The sequence below is a fragment of the Streptomyces sp. DS1-CR2 genome (assembly GCF_055760475.1).
Genome location: NZ_CM147085.1, coordinates 2,086,112 through 2,100,817, shown reverse-complemented (window position 1 = coordinate 2,100,817; position 14,706 = coordinate 2,086,112). Strand labels below are relative to the sequence as shown.

Annotated in this window: 9 protein-coding genes; 4 read left to right on the top strand and 5 right to left on the bottom strand. The window is 68.7% G+C overall.

The annotated features are described in order from the left end of the window. Positions 1-15: 15 nt before the first annotated feature. The 5 genes from ACY0PA_RS10430 to ACY0PA_RS10410 all read right to left on the bottom strand — a co-directional run bounded on the left by ACY0PA_RS10430 (position 16) and on the right by ACY0PA_RS10410 (position 6,360). Positions 16-1,074, bottom strand: a complete 1,059-nt coding sequence (locus ACY0PA_RS10430) for an LLM class flavin-dependent oxidoreductase (protein ID WP_473084366.1) — start codon at positions 1,072-1,074, stop codon at positions 16-18. 125 nt (positions 1,075-1,199) lie between these two features. Continuing rightward, the gene (locus ACY0PA_RS10425; protein ID WP_473084365.1) at positions 1,200-2,822 is read right to left on the bottom strand and encodes a glycerol-3-phosphate dehydrogenase/oxidase; all 1,623 of its coding nucleotides are present in this window, start codon (positions 2,820-2,822) and stop codon (positions 1,200-1,202) included. Positions 2,823-2,825: 3 nt separating this feature from the next. After that, the gene (glpK, locus tag ACY0PA_RS10420; protein ID WP_473084364.1) at positions 2,826-4,370 is read right to left on the bottom strand and encodes a glycerol kinase GlpK; all 1,545 of its coding nucleotides are present in this window, start codon (positions 4,368-4,370) and stop codon (positions 2,826-2,828) included. A 60-nt stretch (positions 4,371-4,430) separates the two neighbouring features. Continuing rightward, positions 4,431-5,228 (bottom strand): MIP/aquaporin family protein, encoded by a 798-nt coding sequence (locus tag ACY0PA_RS10415; RefSeq protein WP_473084363.1) that lies wholly within the window; start codon positions 5,226-5,228, stop codon positions 4,431-4,433. Positions 5,229-5,595: 367 nt separating this feature from the next. Continuing rightward, positions 5,596-6,360: an IclR family transcriptional regulator gene (locus tag ACY0PA_RS10410; protein ID WP_473084362.1), complete on the bottom strand. Its 765-nt coding sequence runs from the start codon at positions 6,358-6,360 to the stop codon at positions 5,596-5,598. A 286-nt stretch (positions 6,361-6,646) separates the two neighbouring features. Between ACY0PA_RS10410 and metH the strand changes: the two genes are divergently transcribed. The 4 genes from metH to ACY0PA_RS10390 all read left to right on the top strand — a co-directional run bounded on the left by metH (position 6,647) and on the right by ACY0PA_RS10390 (position 14,656). After that, positions 6,647-10,168, top strand: a complete 3,522-nt coding sequence (gene metH, locus ACY0PA_RS10405) for a methionine synthase (protein WP_473084361.1) — start codon at positions 6,647-6,649, stop codon at positions 10,166-10,168. A 150-nt stretch (positions 10,169-10,318) separates the two neighbouring features. Then, complete coding sequence (locus ACY0PA_RS10400; RefSeq protein WP_473084360.1) at positions 10,319-11,014, top strand: HAD family hydrolase; 696 nt, start codon at positions 10,319-10,321, stop codon at positions 11,012-11,014. Between the two features lie 370 nt (positions 11,015-11,384). Continuing rightward, on the top strand, positions 11,385-12,989 hold the full coding sequence (locus tag ACY0PA_RS10395) for an ABC transporter substrate-binding protein (protein ID WP_473084359.1): 1,605 nt from the start codon (positions 11,385-11,387) through the stop codon (positions 12,987-12,989). Between the two features lie 77 nt (positions 12,990-13,066). After that, positions 13,067-14,656: an ABC transporter substrate-binding protein gene (locus ACY0PA_RS10390; RefSeq protein WP_473084358.1), complete on the top strand. Its 1,590-nt coding sequence runs from the start codon at positions 13,067-13,069 to the stop codon at positions 14,654-14,656. Positions 14,657-14,706 lie beyond the last annotated feature (50 nt).

Genomic DNA, 14,706 nt, shown 5'->3' with positions numbered 1-14,706 from the left:
GAACGGGGGCGGCGCTCACTCCCACAGGGAGCTGGGCGCCTCTCTCCTGATCACCGGCGCGATCTCCTCGGCGAACCGCTGGAGCGTCTCGACCTGCTCGCCCGTCCCCTGACCGAAGGTGTCGACGCTGACCGACTGGAGGTCGTGCCGGTACACCTCGTGGTAGCCGAGGATCTTGTCGATGATCTGCTGCGGCGAACCGATCAGCTGGGGCCCGTCCGCGATGGCGTCCTCGATCGTGCGGAACGGCGTGTTGTACCCCGCCCTGCCCTCCAGGTGCGGCTTGAAGGACTGCGCGACCTTCGCCTCGTACAGCTCCTTGAAGCGCGCCACCGCCCGCTCGTGCGAGTCCGCGATGAGCAGGCCGCCCGAGCCCGCCGCGACGTGCGCCCGCGCCGGATCGTGCCCGTACGCCTCGAACCTCTCCCGGTAGTGGCCGATGAGCTTCGCGTAGGCCGCCCGCGGCTGGATGGCGTTGGCCGTGAACAGCGGATCGCCGTGCCGTGCCGCCAGCTCGGGGGAGTTGAGCGAGGTCGCCGAGCCGTGCCAGACGCGTGGCAGTCCGTCGTACGGGCGCGGCACCGTCGTCACGTTCTTCAGGGCGGGCCTGAACTCTCCCTCCCAGTCGACGCCTTCCTCGCTCCACAGCCGCCGAAGGAGCTCGTACTTCTCCCTCTGGAGGTCCCACTGGCGCTCTTCGTCGAGCCCGAAGAGGTCGAAGTGGCCGGCCTCCGCGCCCTTGCCGATCACCAACTCGACGCGACCGCACGAGAGTTGGTCCAACGTCGCGTAGTCCTCGGCGACCCGCACCGGATCGAGGATCGCGACGACCGTCACGCCGGTCAGCAGCTTGATACGGGACGTACGGGCGGCCAGCGCGCCGAGGATCACCGTCGGGCTCGACGACAGGAACGCCCCCGCGTGCCGCTCGCCGACCGCGTACGCGTCGAAGCCGAACTCCTCCGCCGCGACACCGACGTCGATGACCTGAGTCAACCGGTCGGCGGCGGAGGGGAGTTCACCGGTGAGGGGGTGCGGCGCATGGCCGATGATCGACAGGACCTGGAACTTCATGCCCCCACTCTGACGCCCGGGCATTGCGGGCGTATGTACGCGGCATGGCAGTGCACCAGGACATGCGAGAGGGGCGGCACCCCCCCGTGGGAGCCGCCCCTCAAGTCACGTGAATCCAGGGGTACTTACTTCTTGTCGAGCACGTCCTGGACCTTGGCGCGCACGTCGTCCGTGGCCAGGCCGCGGATCGTCAGAGTGGTGCGGCGGCGCAGCACGTCGTCCGCCGTCTCGGCCCACTCGTGGTCGCGGGCGTAGGCGACCTGCGCCCAGATCTCCGGGGCGTCCGGGTGGACCCGCCGGCCGAGCTCCGGGTTCTCGTTGGCCATCCGCGCGATGTCGAAGGCCAGCGAACCGTAGTGCGTGGCCAGGTGCCTGGCCGTGTCGGCCGCCATGCGCGGACCCGGGGCCGGGTTGTCGACCAGGAGGCGGTGCGCGACGGCGCGCGGGTTGGCGACACCCGGCAGCGGCATCCGCTTCGGCAGCTCCTTGACCGGCTCGAAGTCCTCGCCCAGCGGGTGGCCCGGCAGGGACTCCAGCTTCTTCATCACCGTGCGGCCGATGTGGCGGAACGTCGTCCACTTGCCGCCGGCGACGGACAGCATGCCGCCGCGGCCCTCGGTGACGACCGTCTCTCGCTTGGCCTTGGACGTGTCGCCGGGCCCGCCGGGCAGCACGCGCAGACCCGCGAACGAGTACGTGATCAGATCCCGCTTCAGCTGCTGGTCCCGTACCGAGTAGGCCGCCTCGTCGAGTATCTGGTCGGTGTCCTTCTCGGTGACCGACACGTCGCGCGGGTCGCCCTCGTACTCCTCGTCGGTCGTGCCGAGGAGCAGCATGTCCTCCCACGGCAGAGCGAACGTGATGCGGTACTTGTCGATCGGCGTCGCGAGCGCGGCCTTCCACGGGGAGGTGCGCTTGAGGACGAGGTGCGCGCCCTTGGAGAGGCGGATGGAGGGGGCCGCGTTCGGGTCCTCCATGGCGCGCAGGTGGTCGACCCAGGGGCCGGTCGCGTTCAGCACGAGCCGGGCGTTCACGCCGAACTCCTCGCCGTCGACGCGGTCCTTGAGGTCCGCGCCCGTGACCCGGCCCCGGGTGAAGCGCAGGCCCGTGACCTCGGCGTGGTTGAGGACCACGGCGCCGGAGTCGACGGCCGCGCGGACCGTCATCAGGGCCATGCGCGCGTCGTTCATCTGGTCGTCGCCGTACACGGCCACGGCCTTGAGGTTCTCCGTCCGCAGCTCGGGCACGTCCCGCTGCGCCTTCGCGGGGGAGAGCAGGTGCCCGACACCGTCACCGAACGCCGACAGGGCGCTGTACGCGAACACGCCCGCGCCCAGCTTCGCGGCGCCGTGCGGGCCGCCCTTGTAGACGGGCAGGTAGAAGGTGAGCGGGTTGGCGAGGTGCGGTGCCACCTGACGCGACACCGCACGCCGCTCGAAGTGGTTCTCCGCCACCAGCTTCACCGCGCCGGTCTGCAGGTAGCGCAGACCGCCGTGGAGCAGCTTGGAGGAGGCGGAGGAGGTGGCGCCGGCGAAGTCGCCGGCGTCCACCAGGGCCACCCGCAGTCCCGACTGCGCGGCATGCCAGGCGGTGGAGATGCCCAGGATTCCGCCGCCGATCACCAGGAGGTCGTACTGCGCCTTGGAGAGCTGTTCCCGGGTCTCGGCGCGGCTCGCTGCTCTGAACGACGCAGTCGAGCCGACGGCCGGATGCGTCCCGAGGGCAGGGACGCTCTGCAGGGTGGTCATGTCTTACTCCTCGCCACTTTCGTCGAGCCAGCCCATGGAGCGTTCGACGGCCTTGAGCCAGCTCTTGTACTCACGGTCGCGCTTCTCCGCGGCCATGTTGGGGGTCCACTCGGCGGCCCTGCGCCAGTTGGCGCGCAGCTCGTCGGTCGAGGACCAGAAGCCGACGGCGAGACCGGCGGCGTAGGCGGCACCGAGGCAGGTGGTCTCGGCGACCATCGGGCGCACCACAGGGGCGTCCACGAAGTCCGAGAGCGTCTGCATCAGCAGGTTGTTGGAGGTCATGCCGCCGTCGACCTTGATCGCCGCGAGCTCGACGCCGGAGTCCTTCGTCATGGCGTCGGTGATCTCACGGGTCTGCCAGGCGGTGGCCTCGAGCACGGCGCGCGCGAGGTGCGCCTTGGTGACGTACCGGGTCAGGCCGGCGATCACACCGCGGGCGTCGGAGCGCCAGTACGGGGCGAACAGACCGGAGAAGGCCGGCACGAAGTACGCGCCGCCGTTGTCCTCGACCGACGACGCCAGCGTCTCGATCTCGGCGGCGGTGGAGATCAGGCCCATCTGGTCGCGCATCCACTGCACCAGCGAACCGGTGACGGCGATCGAGCCCTCCAGGGCGTAGACCGCCTTCTGGTCGCCGATGCGGTAGCCGACGGTGGTCAGCAGGCCGTTGTACGAGTTGACGGGCTTGTCGCCGGTGTTCATCAGCAGGAAGGTGCCGGTGCCGTACGTCGACTTGGCCTCGCCCTCGGAGAAACAGGTCTGGCCGAACAGGGCCGCCTGCTGGTCGCCGAGCGCGGACGCGACGGGGATGCCGCCGAGGAGGTCGCCGAGAGGGCCGCCGCTGACCTCGCCGTACACCTCGGCGGACGAGCGGATCTCCGGCAGCATGGCCAGCGGGACGCCGATGGACTCGGCGATCTTCGCGTCCCACTCCATGGTGTGGAGGTTCATCAGCATGGTGCGGGAGGCGTTGGTGACGTCGGTGACGTGGTGGCCGCCGTTGACACCGCCCGTCAGGTTCCAGATGACCCAGGAGTCCATCGTGCCGAAGAGGATGTCGCCGGCCTCGGCGCGCTCCTTGAGCCCCTCGACGTTGTCGAGCAGCCAGCGGGCCTTGGGACCCGCGAAGTAGGAGGCCAGCGGGAGGCCCGTCTCGCGGCGGAAGCGGTCCTGGCCCACATTGCGCCCGAGTTCCTTGCACAGGGCGTCGGTGCGGGTGTCCTGCCAGACGATGGCGTTGTGGACGGGTTCACCCGTGTTCTTGTCCCACAGCAGCGTCGTCTCGCGCTGGTTGGTGATGCCGATGGCCTTGATGTCGTCCCGGGTGATGCCGGCCTTCGTGACGGCCCCGGCGACGACCTCCTGGACGTTGGTCCAGATCTCGGTCGCGTTGTGCTCGACCCAGCCCGGCTTCGGGAAGATCTGCTCGTGCTCCTTCTGGTCGACGGAGACGATCCGGCCGTCCTTGTCGAACACGATGCAACGGCTGGAGGTGGTGCCCTGGTCGATCGCTGCGATGAACGGGCCCGCGGTGTGTGCGTCGGTCACGGTCTGCTCCTGGAAGTACTCGGTGCGGCTCTGGCGGAGGGTGCGTAGGGGGTCTGTCGCCTACTTGAAGGCGATGTTGTACAGCCCGCCCGCTATGGCGCCGCCGATGAGAGGGCCGGCGACCGGGATCCAGGCGTACGTCCAGTCGGAGCCGCCCTTGTTCGGCAGGGGCAGCAGGGAGTGCACGATGCGGGGTCCGAGGTCGCGGACCGGGTTGATCGCGTAGCCCGTGGGCCCGCCGAGGGAGAGGCCGATGCCGACCACGACGAACGCGGTGACCATGGCGCCGAGGACGCCCAGGCCGTTGCCTCCGTCATTGAGGCCCTGCGTGAGGATGGCCAGGACGAGCACGACCGTGGCGATGATCTCCGTGACGAGGTTCTGCGCCACGTTCCGGATCTCAGGACCGGTCGAGAAGATGCCGAGCACCGGGCCCGCCTTGGGCGAGGCCTTCGGGTCGACCATTCCTTCTTCGCCGTTGCCCGCGTGGGCCTCGAGGATCTCCGGGTCGGTCAGATGCGCGCGGAACTGGCCGTAGTACGTCGCCCAGACCAGCAGGGCGCCGATCATCGCGCCCAGGAGCTGCGAGCCCAGGTAGAGCGGAACGTCGCTCCACTTGGTGCCGCCCTCGATGGCGAGACCGATGGTGACCGCCGGGTTCAGGTGGGCGCCTGACACGCCCCCCGCCAGGTAGGCGCCGGTCAGTACGGCGAAGCCCCACCCGAAGGTGATCGCGAGCCAGCCGGCGTTGCGCGCCTTTGAGTTCTTCAGCGTGACGGCGGCGCACACGCCACCGCCCAGCAGGATGAGTACGGCGGTACCGATGGTCTCGCCGATGAAGATGTCGGAGCTGGACACCCGCGACTCCTTTGTCCTTCGTCCAGGGAAGCCGAACCCCGGGTCCCTCTCCGGTGGTTCGCGCCCTCAGGTGAGGGCGTTTTCGGCCCTGGCTTGCCACACTCTAACGTCTGTTGCCGGTAGGTGTTCGACAATGCCGACCGATGGACGCGAGTCTCACCCCGGGGTTACTCGGTAGTCAATGGTTTCTCTTAGCGAAAACTCGATCGTTATTGATCGGGTCGGGCTATCGGTTGCGCGTATCGACCGCACGTCCGTCGATGGTGGCCCGCAAAGCTGCGGCCTGCACGTCGAAACGGCGAAGGCCCCGCCGGGGAAGCGGGGCCTTGCGTAGGTCCGGAGGGCGCCGTCGAGGCGGCGCGGGCGCTCAGAAGCGGCTGGCGCCCAGGTCCCGGGAAACGGCGCGGGCGCAGTCCCGCACGGCGGCGACGAGCTCGGGGCGCAGGTCCCCGTCGACACATACACGCTCCACGGCGCCGGTTATGCCGACCGCGCCGACCGGCATGCGCCGCCGGTCGTGGATCGGGGCCGCGACGGACGCGACGCCCTCCCAGGTCTCCTCGACGTCGTCCGCGTAGCCGCGCGCGCGGGTCAGGTCGAGGAGCGTCTCGAACTCCACGATGTCGCTCACGGTCCGCCCGGTGAACACCTTTCGCTCCACCTCGACCACCTCGCTGTGCGCCACCGGGTCGTATGCCGAAAGGACCTTGCCGAGCGCCGTGGAGTGCAGCGGCTGCATCGCCCCGACCTCCAGGACCTGACGGCTGTCGTCGGGCCGGAACACGTGGTGCACGATCAGTACGCCCTGCTGGTGCAGTACGCCGAGATAGACGCTCTCGCCGCTGGAGCGCGCCAGGTCGTCCGTCCACACCAGCGCGCGGGCCCGCAGCTCGTGCACGTCCAGATAGCTGTTGCCGAGGCGCAGCAGCTCCGCGCCCAGCTGGTAGCGGCCCGAGGGGGCGTCCTGCTCGACGAAGCCCTCGTGCTGCAGCGTGCGCAGGATGCCGTGCGCCGTGCCCTTGGCCAGCCCCAGTGCGGAGGCGATGTCCGAGAGGCCGAGCCGGCGCTCACCGCCCGCAAGGAGCCGCAGCATTGCGGCTGCCCTCTCGAGTGACTGGATGTTCCGTGCCATCCCAGCCCTTCCTCCTCGATCCTCTCGCCGAGTAATGTTCGACAATGCTGAACACTATCGGTCGTTGCCGACCTCGTGCGAATACGCGAGGAGCCTATATTTCGCCCCGTTTGGCTTGACGCCCCGGCTCGGGGCACACCTGTGCGCACCCGCACCCCGCGCCACAGGGCGTTCCGTCCAGTGGACGCCTCCGCGCAGAAACCACCGGCCCGGCTACCCTGACCGGGTGCGCCTCCTCCATGGGAGCCGCAAAGCCGACAGCCGTCGCACCTCAGGGAGCACTTTCATGGCCTCGTTGCCAACGCCCGTCCCGTCCACCGACCCCGCCGGCCGGACCCGAGCCGACGCCCTCCGCGAAGCCCTGGCCACCCGCGTGGTCGTGGCCGACGGCGCGATGGGCACGATGCTCCAGGCGCAGGACCCGACCCTCGAGGACTTCGAGAACCTAGAGGGCTGCAACGAGATCCTGAACGTCACCCGCCCCGACATCGTCCGCTCGGTCCACGAGGAGTACTTCGCGGTCGGCGTCGACTGTGTCGAGACGAACACGTTCGGCGCGAACCTCGCGGCCCTGGGGGAGTATGACATCCCCGAACGCGTGTTCGAGCTCTCCGAGGCCGGCGCGCGCATCGCCCGCGAGGTCGCCGACGAGTTCACCACGAGCACCGGACAGCAGCGCTGGGTCCTCGGCTCCATGGGCCCCGGCACCAAGCTGCCCACCCTCGGCCACGCCGCGTACACCGCGCTGCGCGACGCCTACCAGCAGAACGCCGAGGGCATGATCGCCGGCGGCGCCGACGCGCTCCTCGTCGAGACCACGCAGGACCTGCTCCAGACCAAGGCCTCGATCATCGGCGCCCGCCGCGCCCTCGACGCCACCGGCGCGAACCTCCCGCTGATCTGCTCGGTCACGGTCGAGACCACCGGCACGATGCTCCTCGGCTCCGAGATCGGCGCGGCGCTGACCGCCCTGGAGCCCCTCGGCATCGACATGATCGGCCTGAACTGCGCCACCGGCCCGGCCGAGATGAGCGAGCACCTGCGCTACCTCGCCCGCCACTCCCGCATCCCGCTGTCCTGCATGCCCAACGCCGGTCTGCCCGTCCTCGGCAAGAACGGCGCGCACTACCCGCTGACCGCTCCCGAGCTGGCCGACGCCCAGGAGACGTTCGTCCGCGAGTACGGGCTCTCGCTCGTCGGCGGCTGCTGCGGTACCACGCCCGAGCACCTGCGCCAGGTCGTCGAGCGCGTCCGCGGCCTGACGCCCACCGTCCGAGAGCCGCAGCCCGAGCCGGGCGCCGCGTCGCTGTACCAGACGGTCCCGTTCCGGCAGGACACCGCGTACATGGCGATCGGGGAGCGGACGAACGCGAACGGCTCGAAGAAGTTCCGCGAGGCCATGCTGGAGGCCCGCTGGGACGACTGCGTCGAGATGGCCCGCGACCAGATCCGCGAGGGCGCGCACATGCTCGACCTCTGCGTCGACTACGTGGGCCGCGACGGCGTCGCCGACATGGAGGAGCTGGCGGGCCGTTTCGCGACCGCGTCCACGCTGCCGATCGTCCTGGACTCCACCGAGGTGGAGGTCCTGCGGGCCGGGTTGGAGAAGCTCGGCGGTCGCGCGGTCATCAACTCCGTGAACTACGAGGACGGTGACGGCCCCGAGTCCCGCTTCGCGAAGGTCACCCGGCTCGCGCAGGAGCACGGCGCCGCTCTCATCGCGCTGACCATCGACGAGGAGGGCCAGGCCCGCACGGTCGAGCACAAGGTGGCCATCGCCGAGCGCCTGATCGACGACCTGACCGGTAACTGGGGCATCCATGAGTCGGACATCCTCATCGACTGCCTGACCTTCACCATCTGTACGGGTCAGGAGGAGTCGCGCAAGGACGGCATCGCGACCATCGGCGCGATCCGTGAGCTGAAGCGCCGTCACCCGGACGTGCAGACCACGCTCGGCCTGTCGAACATCTCCTTCGGTCTCAATCCGGCCGCCCGCATCCTCCTCAACTCGGTGTTCCTGGACGAGTGCGTGAAGGCGGGTCTCGACTCGGCGATCGTGCACGCGTCGAAGATCCTTCCGATCGCGCGGTTCAGCGAGGAGGAGGTGCAGACGGCTCTCGACCTGATCCACGACCGTCGCGCCGAGGGCTACGACCCGCTGCAGAAGCTGATGGCACTGTTCGAGGGCGCCACCGCCAAGTCCCTCAAGGCCGGCAAGGCCGAGGAACTGGCCGCTCTGCCCCTGGACGAGCGCCTCAAGCGCCGCATCATCGACGGCGAGAAGAACGGCCTGGAGGCCGACCTCGACGAGGCCCTGCAGACCCGCCCCGCCCTCGAAATCGTCAACGACACCCTCCTGGACGGTATGAAGGTCGTCGGCGAGCTCTTCGGCTCCGGCCAGATGCAGCTGCCGTTCGTCCTCCAGTCCGCCGAGGTCATGAAGAACGCGGTGGCCTACTTGGAGCCGCACATGGAGAAGTCCGACGCGGAGGGCAAGGGCACCATCGTCCTGGCGACCGTGCGCGGTGACGTCCATGACATCGGCAAGAACCTCGTCGACATCATCTTGTCGAACAACGGCTACAACGTGGTGAATCTGGGCATCAAGCAGCCCGTCTCCGCGATCCTGGAAGCCGCCGAGGAGCACAGGGCCGACGTCATCGGCATGTCCGGACTCCTCGTCAAGTCCACGGTGATCATGAAGGAGAACCTGGAGGAGCTCAACCAGCGCAAGATGGCCGCCGACTTCCCCGTGATCCTGGGCGGTGCGGCGCTGACCCGCGCCTATGTCGAGCAGGACCTCCACGAGATCTACGAGGGCGAAGTCCGTTACGCGCGCGACGCGTTCGAGGGCCTGCGCCTGATGGACGCCCTCATCGCGGTCAAGCGGGGCGTGCCGGGCGCGACACTGCCGGAGCTCAAGCAGCGCCGGGTGAAGGCAGGCAGCGTACAGATCGAGGAGCGGCCCGAAGAGGGGCCCGCACGCTCCGACACGTCCACCGACAACCCGGTCCCCGAGCCGCCCTTCTGGGGCACCCGCGTCATCAAGGGCATCCAGCTCAAGGAGTACGCGTCCTGGCTGGACGAGGGCGCGCTGTTCAAGGGGCAGTGGGGCCTCAAGCAGGCGCGCACCGGTGACGGGCCCACGTACGAGGAGCTGGTGGAGACCGAGGGCCGTCCCCGCCTGCGCGGCTGGCTGGACGAGCTGCACACCAAGAACCTGCTGGAAGCGGCCGTCGTCTACGGCTACTTCCCGTGTGTGTCCAAGGGCGAGGACCTCATCCTCCTCGACGACGAGGGCAATGAGCGCACCCGCTTCACGTTCCCGCGCCAGCGCCGCGGCCGCCGTCTGTGTCTCGCCGACTTCTTCCGTCCCGAGGAGTCGGGCGAGACCGATGTCGTCGGCCTTCAGGTCGTCACCGTCGGCTCCAGGATCGGCGAGGAGACCGCGGGGCTCTTCGAGGCGAACTCGTACCGCGACTACCTCGAACTGCACGGCCTGTCCGTCCAGTTGGCCGAGGCGCTCGCCGAGTACTGGCACGCACGCGTCCGCTCCGAGCTGGGCTTCTCCGGCGAGGACCCCTCCGAGATGGAGGACATGTTCGCGCTGAAGTACCGCGGCGCCCGCTTCTCGCTCGGCTACGGAGCGTGCCCGGACCTCGAGGACCGCGCCAAGATCGCTCAGCTCCTGGAGCCCGAGCGCATCGGTGTCCAGCTCTCCGAGGAGTTCCAGCTCCACCCGGAGCAGTCCACGGACGCGATCGTCATCCACCACCCGGAGGCGAAGTACTTCAACGCGCGGTAGCGCGTTGGCGCGGCGTGGCGGCTGTCCGGGAGGCGCCAACGCGCGCATTGATCCGTATGCGACGTACACTGGTCGGTCCAGTGCAGGCCGGTTGCCTTCCCGTCAAAAGGAGGCGACCGGCCTTCTCGTCCCTCACGGAGGTGTGCCCGGATGACCAGTACGGTCCCCGCTCTCGGTACCCGAACGGCCGAAGGCTCCGCCCTGCAGGCTGTGCTCCTCGACATGGACGGCACTCTGGTGGACACCGAAGGCTTCTGGTGGGACGCCGAGGTCGCCGTCTTCGGCTCGCTGGGGCACGCGCTCGACGAGGCGTGGCGCGAAGTCGTCGTCGGCGGCCCCATGACCCGCAGTGCCGGCTTCCTCATCGAGGCGACCGGCGCGGACATCACGCTCCCCGAGCTGACCGTACTGCTCAACGACGGCTTCGAGGAGCGCATCAGCAGCGTCCTGCCGCTCATGCCGGGTGCCGCGCGGCTGCTCGCCGAACTCGCCGCCCACGAGGTGCCCATGGCCCTCGTGTCCGCCTCCCACCGGCGCATCATCGACCGGGTCCTGACCTCGATCGGTCCCGAGCACTTCACGCTCACCGTCGCAGGTGACGAGGTCGAGCGGACGAAGCCGTACCCCGACCCGTATCTGCTCGCGGCCGCGGGTCTCGGTGCAGATCCGGCCAGATGCGCCGTCATCGAGGACACCGCGACCGGTGTCGCCGCCGCCGAGGCGGCCGGCTGCCATGTGGTCGCCGTACCCTCCGTCGCCCCGATCGCACCCGCCCACCGGCGCACCGTCGTCCCTTCGCTCGAACACGTCAACCTGCCTTTTCTCCATGGCCTGATGGGTCACTGAACCTTTGGTAATACCGCTCACGCATGGCCGAAATGCAGCACTCATCAACCCAGTTGAGCCTGTGACGTTTCCCACTCGATGCGGGGTCGACAGGTGTACGGACCTGTGCTTTGGCCCCACCTCCCACTCCACCCCGAGTGACCTTGTGTCCCGATTGGTCGGACCCTGAGCCGAAGAGACCCCTGTGGGGTTATCGGTGTGTCCACGCCCGGTTTCGCAGCGTGATGAAGCCGTGGCTCCGGCCCCCTTCGGGACCCTTCGCCGTGCGCACTAATCTCGTGGCGAGAACATCGCCGTAACCCCTCGTGTCCCGTCGACACCACCCCCGTTGCCGGGCCCACGGGGTCGACAGCTCTGGAGAACTTCGAGCATGAACCGCAAGACTTTGGTGTTGCCGGCCGTCATCGGCCTGCTCGCGCCTGTGCTCGCCGCCTGCGGCGGGTCCGACAGCGGGGGCAAAGACGGCAACCCGATCGCCGTCGGCACCACCGACCGGTTCGTTGCCTCGAAGGCGGTCCCCGCCCCGTTCGACCCCGCGTACGCCTACGACGCGGGCTCCTGGAACGTGCTGCGCCAGACCGTCCAGACCTTGATGGCCATGCCGCGCGGCGGCGGCGAGCCGGTGCCCGAGGCCGCCCAGACCTGCGGCTTCACCGACACCGGCAACGAGCGCTTCTCCTGCACCCTGCGCAAGGGCCTCGCGTTCGCCGACGGCACCCCCGTCACCGCCTCGGACGTGAAGTTCTCCATCGACCGTGTGCTCGGCATCAAGAGCGACAGCGGCTCCTCCGCGCTGCTCTCCAGCGTCGACACGATCGAAACCAAGGGCCGAGGCGAGGTCATCTTCCACCTGAAGAGCCCCGACGCCACCTTCCCGTACAAGCTGGCCACACCCACCGCCGGCATCGTCAACCCCGACGACTACACGAAGGGGAAGCTGCGGGGCGGCTTCTCGGTCGACGGCTCCGGCCCGTACACCCTCGACGCCCAGGTCAAGAACAACACCCTCGTCAAGGCCGTCTTCACCAAGAACCCCCACTACAAGGGGCAGTTGAAGCCGAAGAACGACAAGGTGGAGCTGGTCTCCTTCGCGGATGCCGACGCCATGGGCAAGGCCCTCGAAAAGGGCGACGTCGACATGATGACGCGGACCATGTCGCCGGAGCAGATCAAGCAGCTCTCGGACAACCCGAGCAAGAACATCAACCTGGTCGAGATGCCGGGCATGGAGATCCGCTACCTCGGATTCGACACCAGCGCCCCCGCGGTCAAGAGCAAGGCCGTCCGCCAGGCCATGGCCCAGGTCGTCGACCGCGGCCAGCTCACGGCCGACGTCTACGGCACCTCCGCCGAGCCGCTCTACTCACTCGTGCCCGCCGGCATCACCGGCCACACGAACTCGTTCTTCAACAGGTACAGCGAGCCGAGCCGCTCCAAGGCCGCCTCGATCCTTTCCCGGGCCGACATCACCACGCCGGTGAAGCTGACCCTGCACTACACCACCGACCACTACGGCCCCGCCACCAAGCGGGAGTTCGAGGTGCTCAAGCAGCAGCTCAACTCCAGCGGCCTGTTCAAGGTCGACATCAAGGGCGACGCCTGGGACACGTACCGCGCCGCCGAACTCAAGGGCAAGTACGACGTCTACGGCCTCGGCTGGTTCCCCGACTTCCCCGACGCCGACAACTTCATCGCGCCGTTCCTCGACAAGGACAACTTCCTCGCGTCCCCGTACGCGAACAGCACGATCCGGGACCAGCTCATCCCCGAGTCCCGTCGTGAGGCCGACCGGCTGACCGCCTCCAAGAGCCTCACGAGCATCCAGAACATCGTCGCCGACGACGTGCCGGTCCTGCCGCTCTGGCAGGGCAAGCAGTACGTCGCCGCACGCGACGACATCACGGGAGTCGAGTGGGCGCTGAGCTCCTCCTCGATCCTTCAGCTCTGGGAACTCGGCCGCGGAGTGAGCGGCTGATCCCCACGCGAGCCGGCCTTCCCGTCAAGGGCGGCCGGCTCGCCCGTTTTCCGCACCACTGACGACAAGGCACGTACGTGAGAATGCGCAACCAGTGGCTGGTCCTGCCCCTCGGGACGGGACTCACCGCGGCCCTGCTGGCCGGCTGCGGCACCGACCAGGGCGACGCCGCCGGGCCAGGCGCGGCCGTGGTCATGGGAATGTCCGACGACATCCAGGCCACCGATCCGGCGTCCGGCTACGACCCGGGGTCGTGGCTGCTGTTCAACAACGTGTTCCAGTCGCTCCTGAGCTTCCCCAAGGGCAGCACGGAGCCGGAACCCGAAGCCGCCAAGGAGTGCTCCTTCACGGACTCCGGCACCCGCGTCTACTCCTGCACCCTGCGCGACGGCCTCACGTTCAGCAACGGCCACAAGCTCACCTCGCAGGACGTCAAGTTCTCCTTCGACCGCATGATGAACATCGGTGACGACGCCGGCCCGGCGATCATGTTCCCCATGCTCGACAAGGTCGAGACGCCGAGTGCCAAGAAGGTCGTCTTCAAGCTGAAGCACGCGGACGCCACCTTCCCCAGCAAGATCGCGTCCGGCGCCGGATCCATCGTCGACCACGCCGCCTACTCCATGGACGGCCTGCGCACGGACGGCAAGGCCGTCGGCTCCGGCCCCTACAAGCTGGACTCCTTCGACAAGAAGAAGGCCGTCTTCTCGGTCAACCCGGGCTACAAGGGCACCGCGAAGGTCCAGAACTCCGGCATGACCATCAAGTTCTTCCACGGCGACCAGGCGGGCCTGAAGAAGGCCCTCGTCGGCGGCGACATCGACCTCGCCTACCGCGGACTTGCCGCCAAGGACATCGCCGGCATCGAGAACTCCACCTCGACGAGCAACACCATGGAAGTCGTCGAGGGCACCAGCGCCGAGGTCCAGCACCTGGTCTTCAACATGAAGGACCCCGTCGCCGGACGCCTGTCCGTGCGCAAGGCCATGGCCTACCTGATCGACCGGGACGCCCTGGTCGACGAGGTCTACGAGGACACCGCCACCCCGCTGTACTCGCTCATCCCGGCGGGCATCAGCGGCCACAACACGGCCTTCTTCGACACCTACGGCGCCCACCCCTCGCCCGCCAAGGCCCGCGCCGCACTGCGTGCCGACGGCATCACCGGCAAGGTGAAGATCACCCTCTGGTCGACGCCCTCGCGCTACGGCCCCGCCACCGACCAGGAACTCGCGGCCGTCGCCAAGCAGCTCAACGCGAGCGGCCTGTTCGACGCCGACATGAAGTCCATCGAGTTCGGCCAGTACGAGAAGGACATCAAGACCGGCAAGTACGGCGTGTACGTGAAGGGCTGGGTCCCGGACTACCCGGACCCCGACAACTTCACCCAGCCGTTCTTCGGCGCCGGCAACGTGCTCGGGAACAACTACACCAACAGCACCATCACCGGGAAGATCATCCCGGAGACCGGGACGCAGAGCGACCGCGCCTCCACCGACCGGGACTTCGAGCAGCTCCAGAACATCGTCGCCGACGAGCTGCCGGTCCTGCCCGTCTGGCAGGCCAAGCAGTACGCCGTCGTCCGCGACAGCGTCTACGGCCTGGAGTCGTGCCTCGACGCATCGACTGTGTTCCGCTTCTGGGAGATCAGCAAGGGCACCGCGTAACACAACGGTGGCCGCCTCCCTTCACGGGAGGCGGCCACCGGCCTGTTCTC

Excerpts from the sequence above, each read along its gene's own strand:
- ACY0PA_RS10425 (WP_473084365.1), bottom strand. The coding sequence starts at position 2,822 with ATGACCACCCTGCAGAGCGTCCCTGCCCTCGGGACGCATCCGGCCGTC.
- metH (WP_473084361.1), top strand. The coding sequence starts at position 6,647 with ATGGCCTCGTTGCCAACGCCCGTCCCGTCCACCGACCCCGCCGGCCGG.
- ACY0PA_RS10430 (WP_473084366.1), bottom strand. The coding sequence starts at position 1,074 with ATGAAGTTCCAGGTCCTGTCGATCATCGGCCATGCGCCGCACCCCCTC.
- ACY0PA_RS10410 (WP_473084362.1), bottom strand. The coding sequence starts at position 6,360 with ATGGCACGGAACATCCAGTCACTCGAGAGGGCAGCCGCAATGCTGCGG.
- ACY0PA_RS10395 (WP_473084359.1), top strand. The coding sequence starts at position 11,385 with ATGAACCGCAAGACTTTGGTGTTGCCGGCCGTCATCGGCCTGCTCGCG.
- ACY0PA_RS10400 (WP_473084360.1), top strand. The coding sequence starts at position 10,319 with ATGACCAGTACGGTCCCCGCTCTCGGTACCCGAACGGCCGAAGGCTCC.